This is a genomic window from Pseudomonas sp. GW823-FHT01D03, assembly GCF_058798255.1.
This window is the reverse complement of record NZ_JBXAKK010000001.1, coordinates 5,489,511-5,505,606: the sequence shown is the minus strand read 5'-3', so window position 1 is coordinate 5,505,606 and position 16,096 is coordinate 5,489,511. Positions and strand designations below refer to the sequence as shown.

14 protein-coding genes are annotated in these 16,096 nt (G+C 61.5%); 6 read left to right on the top strand and 8 right to left on the bottom strand.

The annotated features are described in order from the left end of the window. Window positions 1-69: 69 nt before the first annotated feature. From glpE to AC1RBR_RS24460, 7 genes are all read right to left on the bottom strand, one after another. Window positions 70-399, bottom strand: coding sequence for a thiosulfate sulfurtransferase GlpE (gene glpE / locus AC1RBR_RS24490; protein WP_166495417.1), 330 nt, complete (start codon window positions 397-399; stop codon window positions 70-72). 33 nt (window positions 400-432) lie between these two features. Beyond that, window positions 433-1,314: a symmetrical bis(5'-nucleosyl)-tetraphosphatase gene (locus AC1RBR_RS24485; protein ID WP_492566940.1), complete on the bottom strand. Its 882-nt coding sequence runs from the start codon at window positions 1,312-1,314 to the stop codon at window positions 433-435. Beyond that, complete coding sequence (gene apaG, locus AC1RBR_RS24480) at window positions 1,314-1,694, bottom strand: Co2+/Mg2+ efflux protein ApaG (RefSeq protein WP_443532034.1); 381 nt, start codon at window positions 1,692-1,694, stop codon at window positions 1,314-1,316. The genes AC1RBR_RS24485 and apaG overlap by 1 nt, the downstream gene beginning before the upstream one ends. Window positions 1,695-1,808: 114 nt before the next feature. Then, complete coding sequence (gene rsmA, locus AC1RBR_RS24475; protein ID WP_492566939.1) at window positions 1,809-2,624, bottom strand: 16S rRNA (adenine(1518)-N(6)/adenine(1519)-N(6))-dimethyltransferase RsmA; 816 nt, start codon at window positions 2,622-2,624, stop codon at window positions 1,809-1,811. Beyond that, on the bottom strand, window positions 2,621-3,610 hold the full coding sequence (gene pdxA, locus AC1RBR_RS24470; protein ID WP_492566938.1) for a 4-hydroxythreonine-4-phosphate dehydrogenase PdxA: 990 nt from the start codon (window positions 3,608-3,610) through the stop codon (window positions 2,621-2,623). The genes rsmA and pdxA overlap by 4 nt, the downstream gene beginning before the upstream one ends. Further along, window positions 3,607-4,923 carry a peptidylprolyl isomerase SurA gene (gene surA, locus AC1RBR_RS24465; RefSeq protein WP_492566937.1) on the bottom strand — a complete coding sequence of 439 codons (1,317 nt, stop codon included), beginning with the start codon at window positions 4,921-4,923 and terminating at the stop codon, window positions 3,607-3,609. The genes pdxA and surA overlap by 4 nt, the downstream gene beginning before the upstream one ends. Continuing rightward, the gene (locus AC1RBR_RS24460) at window positions 4,904-7,702 is read right to left on the bottom strand and encodes an LPS-assembly protein LptD (protein ID WP_492566936.1); all 2,799 of its coding nucleotides are present in this window, start codon (window positions 7,700-7,702) and stop codon (window positions 4,904-4,906) included. The genes surA and AC1RBR_RS24460 overlap by 20 nt, the downstream gene beginning before the upstream one ends. A gap of 130 nt (window positions 7,703-7,832) precedes the next feature. On the opposite strand from AC1RBR_RS24460, the gene AC1RBR_RS24455 reads away from it, so the two are divergent. Genes AC1RBR_RS24455 through AC1RBR_RS24445 form a run of 3 tightly spaced genes read left to right on the top strand, consistent with a single transcriptional unit; the run spans window position 7,833 to window position 10,289 of the window. Continuing rightward, window positions 7,833-8,852: an aminoglycoside phosphotransferase family protein gene (locus AC1RBR_RS24455; RefSeq protein WP_492566935.1), complete on the top strand. Its 1,020-nt coding sequence runs from the start codon at window positions 7,833-7,835 to the stop codon at window positions 8,850-8,852. Continuing rightward, window positions 8,849-9,520: an N-acetylmuramate alpha-1-phosphate uridylyltransferase MurU gene (gene murU / locus AC1RBR_RS24450; RefSeq protein ID WP_492566934.1), complete on the top strand. Its 672-nt coding sequence runs from the start codon at window positions 8,849-8,851 to the stop codon at window positions 9,518-9,520. The genes AC1RBR_RS24455 and murU overlap by 4 nt, the downstream gene beginning before the upstream one ends. Before the next feature lies 1 nt (window position 9,521). Further along, the gene (locus tag AC1RBR_RS24445; protein ID WP_166495423.1) at window positions 9,522-10,289 is read left to right on the top strand and encodes a TerB family tellurite resistance protein; all 768 of its coding nucleotides are present in this window, start codon (window positions 9,522-9,524) and stop codon (window positions 10,287-10,289) included. Window positions 10,290-10,418: 129 nt separating this feature from the next. Here AC1RBR_RS24445 and AC1RBR_RS24440 read toward each other — a convergent pair whose 3' ends face one another. After that, on the bottom strand, window positions 10,419-11,408 hold the full coding sequence (locus tag AC1RBR_RS24440; protein ID WP_492566933.1) for an alpha/beta hydrolase family protein: 990 nt from the start codon (window positions 11,406-11,408) through the stop codon (window positions 10,419-10,421). A gap of 74 nt (window positions 11,409-11,482) precedes the next feature. On the opposite strand from AC1RBR_RS24440, the gene AC1RBR_RS24435 reads away from it, so the two are divergent. From AC1RBR_RS24435 to AC1RBR_RS24425, 3 genes are all read left to right on the top strand, one after another. Beyond that, window positions 11,483-13,879, top strand: coding sequence for a PAS domain-containing sensor histidine kinase (locus AC1RBR_RS24435; RefSeq protein WP_492566931.1), 2,397 nt, complete (start codon window positions 11,483-11,485; stop codon window positions 13,877-13,879). Between the two features lie 85 nt (window positions 13,880-13,964). Beyond that, window positions 13,965-14,594, top strand: coding sequence for a response regulator (locus AC1RBR_RS24430; RefSeq protein ID WP_003228820.1), 630 nt, complete (start codon window positions 13,965-13,967; stop codon window positions 14,592-14,594). A 350-nt stretch (window positions 14,595-14,944) separates the two neighbouring features. Continuing rightward, the gene (locus tag AC1RBR_RS24425; protein ID WP_095137407.1) at window positions 14,945-16,069 is read left to right on the top strand and encodes an ABC transporter ATP-binding protein; all 1,125 of its coding nucleotides are present in this window, start codon (window positions 14,945-14,947) and stop codon (window positions 16,067-16,069) included. The last annotated feature ends 27 nt before the right edge of the window (window positions 16,070-16,096 follow it).

Below are 16,096 nucleotides of genomic sequence, written 5' to 3'. Positions count from 1 at the left end.
AGTTGTGGCAAGACCGTTCGTCTGCCCGCGCAGGCCCACGGCAGCCGGGGCCTGCGTGCTGCAAAAAAATTATTCGGCGGTGCCTTGCGCGGTTTCCGACGGATAAGTCGCACGCCACAGCTCGAAGCCGCCGTCCATGCTGTAGACGTCGGAGAAGCCTTGGCTGACCAGATAGGCAGCAGCGCCCTGACTGGAATTGCCGTGATAGCAGACGACAACGGTCGGTGCATCAAGGTCGGCGCCTTGAATGAAGGCGTGCAGGGAGTGATTGTCCAGATGCTTCGAACCGCTGATATGCAGCGCAGCGAAAGTGGCAGGATCACGTACATCGACCACCACGGCGCCTTGCTCGCGCAGGGCCTTGGCTTGTTCCGGGGGGATTCGTTTGAATTCGCTCATGGCGGGTTCCTGTAGCTCGGCAGAATGCGCAGTCTAACGCGGCGCGCTGACTGGCGAAGTTTCGGGGATAAGTGGTGCGACGGTGGGGGCAAGCCCGCCGTGTTCATCGCATTTGCACGACACGCGCTCGCCGCTGTCGACGTTCATCAGGGTCAGGCTGCCGCCCCAGACACATCCGGTGTCCAGCGCCGAGATGCCCGGTTCACGGACATCGCCTTCCAGCGCGGCCCAGTGGCCGAAAATGATGCGCAGACCGCGGGTCTTGCGTTCTTTGTGCTGGAACCATGGCTTGTAGCCCGGCGGTGCGCTGTCGAGGCCTTCTTTGCTCTTGAGATCAAGCTTGCCGTCGGCGGTGCAGAAGCGCATGCGGGTGAAATAGTTGGTGATGACGCGCAGGCGGGTCACGCCGGTGAGGCCGCTGTCCCATTTCGCCGGCTCATTGCCGTACATGCCATCGAGGTACAGCGGAAACAGGTTGTCGTCACGCAGCGCGGCTTCGGCCTCGGCCGCGTACTTCAGGGCCTTGCGCAAGGACCACTGCGGTGGGATGCCTGCGTGCACCATGGCTACTTCGCGTTGTTCGTCGTAGTGCATGAGCTTTTGTTGGCGCAGCCATTCGAGCAAATCGGCAGCATCGGGGGCTTCGAGAATCTCGCGCAGGGTGTCGGACTTCTTCAGGCGTTCAATATTGTTGGCGGCGGCCAGCAGATGCAGGTCGTGGTTGCCGAGTACGCAGACCAGCGACTCGCGCATGCCATAGAGAAAGCGCAGGGTCTCCAGCGACTGAGGGCCACGGTTGACCAGATCGCCGACCAGCCACAGCCGATCAAGCTTCGGGTCGAACGCCACTTGCTTGAGCAGGCATTTGAGCGGATCGAGGCAGCCTTGCAGGTCGCCGACGGCGTACGTCGTCATCAGTGCAGGGCTCCGGGGACGGCGAGGCGGAAAGGTTTGATGATCGCGTCGAAATGCTTGCCGTCGGTAGCGACCATTTCGTAGCTGCCTTGCATGGTGCCGACCTTGGTGGTCATCACCGTGCCGCTGCTGTAAGTGTGGCTTTTGCCTGCGTCGATCAGCGGTTGCTCGCCGACAACGCCTGCGCCGCGAACCTCTTCGACATGCCCGTCGCCGTCGGTGATCACCCAGTGCCGCGACAACAGACGGGCGGGCTGTTCGCCATTGTTCTGCACGGTGATGGTGTAGGCGAAGGCGAAGCGGTTGTGCTCGGGTTGCGATTGGTCTGCCAGGTAGCGGGTAACGACACTGACGTCGACCTGATAACGAGAATCGGACATGCAAAAGGGCCTTAAGCAAAGCGGAACGCGGGGCGTAGCTGATGGGGAATCAGTCTAGGCAAGTATCGGGCAGTAAACCAGAGTGGCGTCCTGCCCGATAGCGTTCATCGCCAGTCAGTTGGCGGTGGGGGCGGGGGCTTGCTCGCTAAGCTTGTCGGCGAGGCGTACGAATGCGGCCAGGTCCAGTTGCTCGGGGCGCAGGCTGCCATCGACGCCGGCGGCTTCGATCTCGGCGGCGGTCATCAATTGCTTGAGGGTGTTACGCAGGGTCTTGCGACGCTGATTGAAGGCTTCGCGAACGACGCGCTCGAGCAGGCGATGATCCTTGGCCGGGTGCGGCAGCACCGCGTGCGGCACCAGACGAACGATGGCCGAGTCGACCTTCGGCGGCGGGTTGAACGCGCCCGGGCCGACGTTGAACAGGTGTTCCACACGGCAGTGATATTGAACCATGATCGACAGACGACCCCAGTCGCCGCCGCCCGGGCCAGCCGCCAGGCGCTCGACCACTTCCTTCTGCAGCATGAAGTGCATGTCGCGAATGATGCCGGCGTTGTTCAGCAGGTGAAATATCAGCGGCGTGGAGATGTTGTAGGGCAGGTTGCCGACCACGCGCAGGCTGTTCGGTGCGGCGTTCAGTGTGTTGAAGTCGAACTTGAGCGCGTCGCCCTGATGCAGGTTGAAGTTGCTCTTGCCGGCGAACTGCTGATTGAGGATCGGGATTAGGTCCTTGTCCAGTTCCACCACGTCGAGTTGCGCGCCGGAGCTGAGCAGGCCGGCGGTCAGTGCGCCCTGGCCCGGACCGATTTCCAGCATGCGGTCGTCAGGTTTGGCGCTGATGGAACGCAGGATGCGATCGATGACGCCGGCATCGTGCAGGAAGTTCTGGCCAAAGCGTTTGCGCGCCTTGTGTTGGTATTGCTCGGTCATAAACGGGTCTCGGCCATCTGGTAGGCGGTTTCCAGGGCGACCTGCAGGCTGCCGGTGTCGATCTTGCCGCTGCCGGCCAGATCCAGGGCGGTGCCGTGGTCAACCGAGGTGCGGATGATCGGCAGGCCGAGGGTCACGTTGACCGCCGCGCCGAAGCCTTTGTACTTCAGCACGGGCAGGCCCTGGTCGTGGTACATCGCCAGCACTGCGTCGCAGTGCTCCAGATATTTGGGGGTAAACAGAGTGTCGGCAGGCAGCGGGCCACGAAGGTCCATGCCCTCGCCGCGCAGGCGCTCTAAGGTAGGTTCGATGATGTCGATTTCTTCATGGCCCAGGTGTCCGCCTTCACCGGCGTGCGGGTTAAGCCCGCAGACCAGGATGCGTGGCCGGGCGATGCCGAATTTGTCTTGCAGGTCGGCGTGCAGAATCCGCGTGACCCGCTCCAGCCGTTCCGGCGTGATCGCATCGGCGATCTCGCGCAAGGGCAGGTGGGTGGTGACCAGTGCGACGCGCAAGCCGCGAGTGGCGAGCATCATCACCACTTGGGCGGTATGGGTCAGGTCTGCGAGGAACTCCGTATGCCCGGAGAACGGGATGCCGGATTCGTTGATCACGCCTTTATGTACAGGGGCGGTGATCATCCCGGCGAAGTCGCCGTTCAGGCAGCCGTTGCCGGCGCGGGTCAGGGTTTCGAGGACAAACGCGGCGTTGGCCTTGTCCAGTTGCCCGGCAACCACGGGGGCGCTGAGCGGGGTGTCCCAGACGTACAGGCTGCCGGCTGCTGCCGGCGCGTCCGGCCATTGACCGGGCGCCACTTCCAGCAAAGTGACGGCCAGCCCCAGCTGCGCGGCCCGCTCGTTGAGCAGGTCGCGGCTGGTGATGGCAATCAGGGGGTGTGGCTGGGCTTGCGAGGCGAGCAGCAGGCACAGGTCGGGACCGATGCCGGCTGGTTCGCCGGGTGTCAGCGCGAAACGCTTGGGTTTCACTGCGCTGCCTGGTCTGCACCAGGGAGTTTGATTTCTACGTAGGCTTCTTCACGAATCTGACGCAGCCAGTTTTGCAGCTCTTCATCGTATTTCTTGTTACGCAGAACAGTCATTGCCTGTTGCTCGCGTGCCGACTCGGTGCTGTCGGTGGCGCGGCGGCCCAGGACTTCCAGCACGTGCCAGCCGTACTGGGTCTGGAATGGCTTGGACAGCTGACCTTGTGGGGTCTTGGCCATCACTTCGCGGAATTCCGGTACCAGTGCGTTCGGGTCGATCCAGTTCAGGTCGCCACCGTTGAGCGCCGAACCCGGATCCTCGGAGTAGTTTTTCGCCAGTTCAGCGAAGTCTTCACCGGCCAGGATGCGGTCATACAGCGATTGCACCAGGGCTTCGGTCTTGGCTTCGTCACGAATCGGGCTTGGCTTGACCAGGATGTGGCGTACATGTACCTCATCACGCATCTGGGTTTCGCCACCACGTTTTGCCAGCAGTTTGAGGATGATGAAACCACCCGGCGTGCGTGCAGGTTGAGTGATGTCGCCAACCGCCATGCTGCTCAACTCGCGATCGAACGGCGGTGGCAGTTGCGCAGCTTTACGCCAGCCCATGTCGCCGCCTTCCAGGGCATTGTCGCTGCCGGATTTGGCAACGGCCATCTGGCCGAAGTCGGCGCCTTGCTTGAGCTTCTGGTAAACGTCCATCGCCTGACGGTAAGCGCTCTGAATCGCTTCAGAGCTGGCGCTTTCCGGCGTAGGGATCAGGATGTTGGCCAGGTGCAGTTCTTCGGACAGCTGCATCTTGCCCAGGTCGGAGGCGAGGAAGTTCTTCACTTCCTGCTCGGAGACCTGAATGCGCTCTGCCACGCGACGCTGACGCACACGGCTGATGATCATCTCGCGCTTGATCTGGTCACGGGCGTCGTCATAGTTCAGACCGTCGCGAGCCAGGGCGGCGCGGAATTGATCCACCGTCATGTTGTTGCGCTGGGCAATGGTGCCAACCGCCTGGTTCAGTTCTTCGTCGGTGATGCGGATGCCGGAGCGCTCGCCGATCTGCAGTTGCAGGTTTTCGACGATCAGGCGCTCAAGCACCTGCTGATCCAGCACGCCGGGCGGCGGCAAGCCGCCGCCACGCTTGGCGATGGTCTGCTGAACTTCGTGGACGCGCTGGTCCAGTTGGCTCTGCATGACCACATCGTTATCAACGATCGCCACCACTTTATCGATGGACTGAACTGCGGCGTTGGCCGCAGTACCCAGGAACAGCGCGCCCAGCAGCAGCGGGCGCAGACAATCAGAAAGCTTGGTCTTCACGTTGACGATAACCTTGGATGCCTTTGTCGAGGAAGCTCTCTACCTTGGCGCCAGTCAGGCCGCCGAGTCCCTTCAGAACAATTTGGAGGAAGACGCCGTGGTCGCCTTTTTCGTTTTGCGGAGCTTCCTGACTGAATTCGTCGTAGGAAACCCAGTAACGGTTGATCAGGCGCAGTTTCCAGCAGCAGTTGTCGTACTCGAAACCACCGAAGGCTTCCAGCGTACGGTTGCGGTTGTAGTCGTACTGCCAGCGGCTGATCGCGCTCCATTGTGGAACGATCGGCCAGATGACCGAGAAGTCATGCTGCTGGATCTTGTAGTAGTCCTTCACGTAACCAGGCTGGCCCGGAGTGCCATAGTCGCCACCACCCACGGACCACTTACCGGTCGTCTGGTCGAAACGAACCTGGTCGTTGCGATAGCGATAACCGATGTTGACCACCTTGTTCGGGTTGTCTTCAGGCTGGTAGTGGAACGTCGCGCTGCCGGAACGCGGGCTGCGGCTGTCCGGATCCCAGTTGTAGTCGGCCGTGGTGCGCCAGTCGCGGTTCCAGCGATATTCGTATTCCAGCGCGTACGGCGATACGTCGGACTGGGCATCTTTACGATCGTTGAACGCGATGCCAGGCAGTTGTACTTCACGATCCTTGAAGTAGTAAGCCTGACCAACGCTGATGCGTTGACGCTCAAAGCCGTCGTCCTCGATCCAGCGGCTGGTCACACCCAGCGACAGCTTGTTCTCGTCGCCGACACGGTCGGCACCGGAGAAGCGGTTGTCACGGAACAGCGACGAGTAGTTGAACGTGTATTCGCTGGTGTCGAATACCGGAATGTCTTCCTGGTCAACCTTGGGTACGTAGAGGTAGAACAGGCGCGGTTCCAGTGTCTGGCGATAGTTCTTGCCGAAGTACGACGTGTTGCGGTCGAAGTACAGGCCACTGTCGACGCTGGCGATCGGTACGCCACGGCTCTGGTTGCTGTCGAAGGTGCCGAGCAGCTTGTTTTGTTCCGCGTTCTGAGTCGCGATCTGGCCTTTACCGATACTGTCCAGATCCAGTTGGTACTGGGTGTATTGATACTTGAGCGATGGCTTGAGGAAACCATACGTCCAGTTCATCGGCAGGCTGACGCCTGGTTTCAGATTCAGACGGTCGCCGTTGGCACGGGCCAGACCGAACACGTTGGTATCCAGCCGTGGGGAGGTATTACCGTCCTCGTCGGTGAAAGTACCGTTCTTCAGGTCACGATCAAAACGAACCAGCTCGGTCTCGTAATCGAAGGTCAGGCCTTCCGGGTGGTAAGGCAACTGGCCATAGAGGCTCAACTGCGGCAGACGGTCGTACGGTGTAATGTTCGAAACCGTCGCAAGTTGGTAAGCCTGCGCGTTCAAGCGTGCCACGTAGCTGTCGCCGCGATAGCTGATCGAACCCTGTTGATTCACGTAGTCGCTGGTCTTGATGCCAATCTGATCGGTCTGAAGATCCTGGAAGTAATACGGATCACTGATCTTGGTGTAGTCAACCTGGGTATACACACGGGAGTCGAGACCGCCCTTGTGTTGCCAGTTGTACATGTAACGATTTTTTTCGTAATCGGACTGCTTGCTGCGATCGGTATTCTCGTCGTTCAGGTATGCAGCACCGAACTGGCCTTCGCTGGACTTGGTCAGGTAACGGAACTCGCCTTCGACCAGCATGCCGCGCTTGCTCATGTAACGCGGGTACAACGTGGCATCGTAGTTCGGCGCCAGGTTGAAGTAGTACGGGGTCACCAGCATGAAGCCGGTATCGCTGCCGGTGCCGATGGTCGGCGGCAGGAAGCCCGATTGGCGACGATCGTCGATCGGGAAGTAGATGTACGGCGTGTACAGGATCGGAATGTCCTTGACCCGCAGTGTCACGTTGGTCGCGGTACCGAAGCCGGTGGCAGGGTTCAGGGTGATGTTGTTGCCCTTGAGCTGCCAGGCATTGCTGTTCGGTTCGCACGTAGTGTACGTGCCGTCCTTCAAGCGGATGATCGCGTTCTCGGCACGCTTGGCGTACAGCGCGTTACCGCGGATGCGCGATTTGTGCATCACGTATTCGGCGTTGTCGACCTTGGCTTCACCGGTGTCGAGCTGCACATCGGCATGGTCGCCGACGATCAGTGCACCGTTGTCACGAATGCGCACGTCGCCATTGAGTTCGGCGCGGCTCTCGGCCTGATACAGGCTGGCCTCGTCGGACTCGACCTGCATGCTGCCCTGACGCAAGATCACGTCGCCGGCCAGCGTACCCACCTGATCTTCGGTGTTGTAGCGCGAGGCTTTGGCGCCGATAAAGGTCGGTGCGTCACTTTTATTCGTCTTGTCATTCATGCCAGGACGAATCGGTTCGATATAGGAACCAGAGCAGTAAGGACCGGTCTCGGCCAATTGAGCGGCGGTGAGCTTCTCGCGCGGAACCCAGTCGAGGTGACTGTAGTCTTCGCTACGGGATTTCAGGCCGCGGCCCTTGGCTTCGGTGACCAGCACAGGCTTGGCGCCGGTGTCGGATGTGGAACCGTTCTGGCTCGGGGCTTCGCCGGCGGCGCTGACGGCACTGCCGTCATGCACCGGACGCGGCGGCAATGCAGCTGCCGGCGTCTTGGGCGCACACGCCCAGCCACCCGTTGCCGAGACGGCGCAGTCATACTGCTCGGCGGCAACAACGAATTGACTGGCCAGAGGTTGCATAGCCAGCAGACTGCCGGTTACCAACAACGGAAATTTTTTACGAAACGCGGGGGATTTCAATGCCATCTTATTAGTCCGGGCTTCCTGCGTGCCATCTGCCCGCGGTGTGGGCCGCACGCCTCTCGATGGTCTGAAAAAGATGCTGGATAATAAAGCATGACCCGCTTGACGGCTAGCGCCGTCGGAGACCCTTGCAATGCCTGACCAAGATGTACGCTTGCAACACCTGAAAGTTTGGCTCGATGAGCAGTTGGCAATCCTGTTTGCAGATCAGGGCTGGGGCGCCGTGCCCCCGGCCACGTTGACCGCGGCCAGCAGCGACGCGAGTTTCCGGCGATATTTCCGTTGGGAAGGAGAGGGGCGCAGCTTCGTCGTGATGGACGCGCCGCCACCCCAGGAAAACTGCAAACCGTTCGTGGATATCGCCTTTTTGCTGGCGAAATCCGGAATTAACGTGCCGAAAATTTATGCAGAAGACCTCGAACGCGGATTTCTTTTGCTCAATGACCTGGGCAACAAGACCTATCTCGACGTAATCGACGGCGAAAATGCCGACGTTTTGTTCAGCGATGCCCTGAAGGCGCTATTGGCTTTTCAGCAATTGCCGATGGTCGCACCGCTGCCGAGTTACGACGTGGCACTGCTGCGCCGCGAGCTGGAACTGTTCCCCGAGTGGTACGTGAAACGCGAACTCGGCATCGAGTTCGACTCGGCACAGCAGCAGCAATGGCAAGCCGTCAGCGATCTGCTGATCGACAGCGCCCTGGCCCAGCCGAAAGTGCTGGTGCACCGCGACTACATGCCGCGCAACCTGATGCTCAGCGAGCCGAATCCCGGCGTACTGGATTTTCAGGATGCGGTCTACGGCCCGGTCACCTACGACGTGACCTGCCTGTTCAAGGACGCTTTCCTTAGCTGGCCTGAAGAACGCGTGCGTGGCTGGCTGGAAAGTTACTGGCAGCAAGCCTCGGCGCTGGACATCCCGGTGCAGGCCGATTTCGAAGACTTCCTGCGTGCCAGTGACCTGATGGGCGTACAACGCCACCTGAAAGTCATCGGCATCTTCGCCCGCATCTGCCATCGCGATGGCAAACCGCGCTACCTGGCCGACGTGCCGCGTTTCTTCGCCTATATAGAAGCGGTGATTGCGCGTCGTCCTGAACTGGCGGATCTGCAGGCGTTGCTCGCCAGTCTGCGTGGCGGAGTGACTGCATGAAGGCGATGATTCTGGCGGCAGGCAAGGGCGAACGCATGCGCCCGCTGACCCTGACCACCCCCAAACCGCTAGTGCGCGCCGGCGGCGTGCCGTTGATCGAGTATCACCTGCGCGCGCTGGCGGCGGCCGGTTTCAGTGAAATCGTGATCAATCACGCCTGGCTCGGTCAGCAGATCGAGGATTACCTGGGCGATGGTTCGCAGTTCGGCGTGAGCATCCGGTATTCGCCAGAAGGCGAGCCGCTGGAAACCGGCGGCGGGATTTTCCGCGCCTTGCCGTTGCTCGGTGACGATGCGTTTCTGGTGGTCAACGGCGATATCTGGACCGATTACGACTTCAGCGTGCTGCATCAACCGATCAATGGTCTGGCGCATCTCGTACTGGCGGACAATCCGGCCCATCATCCGGCAGGCGATTTCACCCTGACTGACGGTCAGGTGCTTGATGGTCAGCCGGATGCGCCAACTCTGACCTACAGCGGCATTGCCGTCCTGCATCCGCAACTGTTCGACGGTTGCGCGGAGGGCGCATTCAAGCTCGCACCGTTGTTGCGCAAAGCCATGGCCGATGGGCAGGTCAGCGGTGAGCTTCTGAAAGGTCACTGGGTGGATGTCGGTACGCATGAGCGTCTGGCCGAAGCTGAAGAATTGATAGAAGCGAGTCGTTGATATGTTGTGGCCAGGGACTCTGATTGGAGCCGGAGCGGGTTTTGCGATTGCCAGCATTCCGGGGGCCATGCTTGGGGCATTGTTGGGACAGGCGCTGGATCGGCGCCTGCACTTGCAGAGCTGGGGACACTTGCGGGAAAAGCTCGGCGGCCGGCCGATGTTGCGTAACGACGAATTGCTGTTCGTGTTGCTCGGGCGTCTGGCGAAAAGTGACGGGCGAGTGACGGACGGTCACATCCAGCAGGCGCGCAATGAAATGAACGCCCTGGAAATGAGCGAACCGGCACGGCGGCGGGCGATTGCTGCGTTCAATCGCGGCAAGGCCGGTGGTGATCACTTGCGCGGTTACCTGCGACGCCTGAGTGCTCAGCCGCATGCCGCTGAAGGCGTGTTGCGCGCCTGCTGGCGGATGGTCTGGGCCGACGGTCGCGCGGGCGTCAGTGAGCGTGAACTGTTGGCGCAGTGGGGCAAGTGGCTGGGGTGGACAACCCACCAGATCCAGGCGCTGGCCAGTGATTACGAGCCGAACAAACGGCCGATTGTCAGTGCCGCGGTGAGTTATCAGGAAGCGATGCGTCTACTCGGGGTGTCGGCGACCAGCGAACCGGCGCAGATCAAGCGCGCCTATCGACGGCTGCTCAGCCGTCATCACCCGGACAAGATCGCCGGCAGCGGCGCAACGCCGGAGCAGGTGCGTGACGCGACCGAGAAAACCCGCGAGCTGCACAACGCGTTTACGCTGATCCGGGCGCGACGGGATTTTCGCTGATCGTTAGAGGTGAGTTGTTGATGAGGGCCTCTTCGCGAGCAAGCCCGCTCCCACCCTGATCGCGTTCCTTCAGCTGGAATGCGATCAGGGTGGGAGCGGGCTTGCTCGCGAATGGGGCAACTCGATCTATCAGTCAGTCTTCTGCGGATTCAACCAGCCACGCACCCGCCGGAACAGCTGTTCCTGCTCAGCCTTTTTATCCGGCAACGCCTTGAGCGCCATCTGGCTGAACGCCGAAGTCTTCAAACGCTTGCTGGCCTGCATACGTTCCAGCGCCGCGTTGCGATCCAGAGCCTTGTCCATGTAAAAAATGTCCGCAGTCGGCAACTTCAGGGTCGGCGTCAGTTCGGCCAGTGGCGGCTTGGCTTTGCTCGGCGTTTGCGCATCGACCATCACCAGTTTCTCGACCTGCGAACTCTGCCGCTCGCTGAGGAAACGCGCCGCCCAGTAGGCGCCCGTGCCGTGACCGAGCACGACGACACGGCGTGCGCTTTGTCGCTCGGCGTAGGCAATCGCCGCGTCGATCCGCGCAAAGATCCGCTCGGCATCCGCCTTGGATTGTTCTTCAGTGGTTTCGGCGACCACCTGATCCGCCACTTCCGCTTCACCGCCCGCGGCCTGTTCGATCGGTTGCGCAGTGGTGGAATCCTTGCTGCCACTTTCCGGGGCTTTCGGCGCGGCGGCGGGCGCAATCACCCGCGGTGCAATGGCATCGCTTTGCAGATCCGGCAGGGTGATACTCAGGCTGCTCCACTCGACATCGGGCAATTTGCTGCGCAGCGGGCCGATCACTTGCGGCCAGTCAGCGGTTTCGCCGGCGCCGGGGACGATAATCACCGCACCTTTGGGCTCGGCGGTGTTGGCCGGTTTCCACAGGGCGAGGAAAGTGTCGGCGCCCGCCTGCAGTTGCTGCTGTTCTTGTGCCGGGACTTTGCGTTCGAGTGCCGCGGCTTTTTCCTGACTACGCTCAAGCAATGGCTGGCGTTCGGCGGGTTTTTCGGTGGCCGGTTGCTCGGCGGTGGAGGCGGGCGCCGGATCGGCGGCTTCGACGGAAAACGCACAAGGCAGGATCAGCGACAGGCACAATGCTGGCATTGCCAGGCGGTAGACAGAGGGCATCGGTTATTCCAGGCCAGAAAAGTATCCCGGCAGCCTAATGGGTTGGTCAGAATTTGTCAGTGTACGAGACTTCAATGATGCGTTTTTGCTGCCTGTGGGTTATCGGCTGGTTGTGTTTTCCCTTGATGGGCTGGGCGGCGTCTGCGCCGGCGGCACATGCAGCGCTGTTGACGCCCGACCAGCAGCAATGGCTGGCGCAGCACCGCGAGCTGCGCGTCGGTCTGGTCTTGCAGGCGCCGTACGCGCAATACGACCGGCGCTTGCAGCGCTTGTCCGGGGCCAACGTCGAATTGATGAAGGCGCTGGCCAAAACCCTGAACGTCGAGCTGAGCTGGCGCAATTTTCAGGATCTGGCGCAACTGGAGGAGGCCGCCCGCGAAGGCGAAATCGACATCGCCCCGGGCCTGACCCAGACCCCGGGTGCGCTGCGCCTGTGGCTGTTTTCCGATCCCTACATGCGTGTGCCGCAACTGGTGGTCAGCGACCAGAAGAGCGGCGGCGTGGTCGAGCTGGAAAAACTCGACAGCCTGTCTCGTGTCGCCGTGCGCATGCCCAGCGTGACGGCGGACTATTTGCGCAGCACCTATCCCCATTTGAATCTGCAAGGCGTGCCGCTGGAGCGTCAGGCACTGCAACTGTTGCTGACCCAGCAGGCGTCCTACGCCGTGGTGGATGAGGCGCAGCTCGGGCGGTTGTCCGCCGAACCCGAGTTCGCCGGGTTGGTGGTGGTCGGCGATATCGGCTTGCCACAGCTGTTGCGGGTCGCCACGCGGCGCGACTGGCCGCAATTGGCCGGGATCATCGAAAGCGCCTTGCGAGCAATCCCGGCCAAGGATCTGGAGCGCCTGCACAACCAATGGCTGCAACCCAAGTACCCACGGCTCACGGAATCGCCGGGGTTCTGGCAGAACCTCAGCCTGTTGTTTGCGGTGTTGCTGTTCAGTTGTGTGGCCATCGTGGTCTGGCAACGACGCCAGCAACATAGCCTCGAACAGCGCCTGCTGGCCGCCCGGGAAGACATCGCCCTGCGCGCGGCCAGCGAAGAAGCCTTGCGCCTGACCCAGTTTTCCATCGATCAAAGCACCGTCGGCATTCTCTGGGTCAACTGGGACAGCCATGTGCGCTACGCCAACCGCGCGGCGGAAAGCATGCTCGGTTATCCACAGGGCGCGCTGATCGAACGGCCGTTGATCGACTTCGAACCCGGTCTGCACATGGATCGCTGGCTCAACCTGTGGAAACGCGCGCGGGCCAGTGAAGAAGGGCCGCTGAGTTTTGAAACCAGCTGCGTGCGCGCCGATGGCAGCATCCTGCCGGCGGACGTCTCGCTGAGTTTTCTGCGTTTTCGCGACAGCGAGTATCTGGTGGTTTATCTCACCGACGTCACTGAGCGTCGCCGCGCCCTGGCCGCGTTGCAGGAAAGTGAAGCGCGCCTGCAAGGCATCGCCGCCAACGTTCCGGGGCTGGTGTTCCGCCTGGAGCGGGCGCCGGTGACCGGTCAGATCGATTTCGCCTACATCAGCGAGGGCAGCGAGAGTCTGGTCGGCTATGCGCCGGCCGCCATCGCCCATCGCGACATGGGCTTGCGCAGTCTGGTGCACCCGGACGACAGGGCCAGTTACCACCAGACTCAGGATCAGGCACTGGACACTGACAGTGACTGGTCGTGGCAGGGGCGCATCCTTACCCGTCAGGGCGAGCAGCGCTGGGCCGAGATCAAGGCAATCACCCGACAGCTGGAGGATGGCGCCTATGTCTGGGACGGCATCGTCTGGGATATCAGCGAAAGCAAACGTATCGAGTTGGAGCTCGCCGCCTCCCGCGAACAACTGCGCGAATTGTCGGCGCACCTGGAAAGCGTGCGCGAAGAAGAGAAGGCGCGCATCGCCCGGGAGGTGCACGATGAGCTGGGGCAGATGCTCACGGTGCTGAAGCTGGAAACCTCGATGTGCGAGCTGGCCTATGCGCAGCTTGACCCGGGGTTGCATGAGCGCTTGAACAGCATGAAGCGCCTGATCGCCCAGTTGTTCCAGTTGGTGCGTGATGTGGCGACGGCGTTGCGCCCGCCGATTCTCGATGCCGGGATCGCCTCGGCGATTGAATGGCAGGCACGGCGGTTCGAGGCGCGCACGCAGATTCCGTGTCTGGTGCAGGTGCCGGACAATCTGCCGGTGCTCAGCGACGCCAAGGCGATTGGCCTGTTCCGCATCCTGCAGGAGGCGCTGACCAACGTCATGCGCCATGCTCAGGCGCATACTGTGGAGCTGACACTGGCGCTGCAAGGCGACGAGTTGTGTCTGACGGTCAGCGACGATGGCGTAGGCTTTGTCGCTGCGGCGGATCGGCCGACGTCCTTTGGTTTGGTCGGTATGCGCGAGCGGGTGTTGATCATGGGCGGACGCTTGTTGCTTGAGAGTGAGCCGGGGGAGGGCACCAGTCTGAATGTGTGGGTGCCGGTGAGTGAGGTTTGAAGGTTTGTGGTGTTTGAGCTGACGCTATCGCGAGCAGGCTCGCTCCCACAGGGTTTGGTGTGTACCTGAAATCTGGAGAAAAAATTTGATCCGCGTACTGGTAGCCGAAGACCACACCATCGTCCGTGAAGGCATAAAGCAACTGATCGGCCTGGCCAAGGACCTGCAAGTGGTGGGGGAGGCGAGCAATGGCGAGCAGCTCCTTGAAACCCTGCGCAGCGTGCCGTGTGAAGTGGTGTTGCTGGACATCTCGATGCCTGGGGTCAACGGGCTGGAGGCGATCCCGCGGATTCGCGCGCTGAACAATCCGCCGGCAATTCTGGTGCTGTCGATGCACGACGAGGCGCAAATGGCCGCCCGTGCGCTCAAGGTCGGCGCCGCGGGCTACGCGACCAAGGACAGCGATCCGGCGCTATTGCTGACGGCGATTCGCAAAGTGGCGGCCGGCGGGCGCTACATCGACCCGGAACTGGCCGACCGCATGGTCTTCGAGGTCGGCCTGACCGACACGCGTCCATTGCATTCGCTGCTGTCCGAGCGCGAGTTCTCGGTGTTCGAACGTCTGGCCCAGGGCGCCAACGTCAACGATATCGCCCAGCAACTGGCCCTGAGCAGCAAGACCATCAGCACGCACAAGGCGCGGCTGATGCAGAAGCTCAACATCACCTCGCTGGCCGAGCTGGTGAAATACGCGATGGAGCACAAACTTCTCTGAGAACGCCGTATTTTCTAATGTGGGAGCGGGCTTGCTCGCGAATGCGGCGGGTCATCCAATCATTCATTGACTGACACACCGCATTCGCGAGCAAGCCCGCTCCCACAGGGAATCTCCATCTGGCCTGAGATTGTGGGCATATCCATTAGCGACAGGCGCTTTTGCCTGTTCTTGCGGCTCGCAACTTGGCGCTCGTCGCTCGCTTGCCAAAACGCGCCATCCGTGTAGGGCAATCCCTACCCCCAACCTTCCATCCGGCTGAGGCGATTCTCTCCTGCGCCCCGATTTGCGTGGCTGGCGCCAGCCACTAGGCTTAATCCACAGCAGTTACCAATAACAAAGGTGTGGGTATGAGCCAGGTCGATTCAAACGCAGGGGCCAGTGACGTGCTGGTCAGCTTTCGTGGAGTGCAGAAGAGCTACGACGGCGAGAACCTGATCGTCAAAGACCTCAACCTGGACATTCGCAAAGGCGAGTTCCTGACCCTGCTCGGGCCGTCCGGCTCGGGCAAGACCACCAGCCTGATGATGCTCGCCGGGTTCGAAACCCCGACCGCCGGCGAAATCCTCCTCGCCGGCCGTGCAATCAACAACGTGCCGCCGCACAAGCGTGACATCGGCATGGTGTTCCAGAATTACGCGCTGTTCCCGCACATGACCGTGGCCGAGAACCTTGCCTTTCCGCTGACCGTACGTGGCCTGAACAAGAGCGACGTCAGCGACAAGGTCAAGAAAGTCCTGAGCATGGTCCAGCTCGACGCCTTCGCTTCGCGTTATCCGGCGCAACTCTCCGGCGGTCAGCAGCAGCGTGTGGCGCTGGCGCGGGCGCTGGTGTTCGAACCGCAACTGGTGCTGATGGACGAACCGCTGGGCGCACTCGACAAGCAACTGCGCGAACACATGCAGATGGAGATCAAACACCTGCACCAGCGCCTCGGCGTGACCGTGGTCTACGTGACCCACGACCAGGGCGAAGCGCTGACCATGTCCGACCGCGTCGCCGTGTTCCATCAGGGCGAAATCCAGCAGATCGCGCCGCCGCGTACCCTCTACGAAGAACCAAAAAACACCTTCGTCGCCAACTTCATCGGCGAGAACAACCGCCTCAATGGCCGTCTGCTCAGCCAGAGCGGCGAGCGTTGCGTGGTCGAGCTGGGTCGGGGCGAGAAGGTCGAGGCGCTGGCGGTCAACGTCGGCCAGGCCGGCGAACCGGTGACCCTGTCGATTCGTCCGGAGCGCGTCAGCCTCAACGGTTCGAGCGACCAATGCGTCAACCGCTTCTCAGGGAGGGTGGCAGAATTCATCTATCTGGGTGACCACGTCCGAGTGCGCCTGGAAGTCTGCGGCAAGACCGACTTCTTCGTGAAACAACCGATTGCCGAGCTCGATCCAGCGCTCGCGGTCGGCGACGTGGTTCCGCTTGGCTGGCAGGTCGAGCACGTTCGCGCACTCGATCCTCTTCTAGAGGCGCACTAAGCGCCCCGGCAATACCAACACCAACCC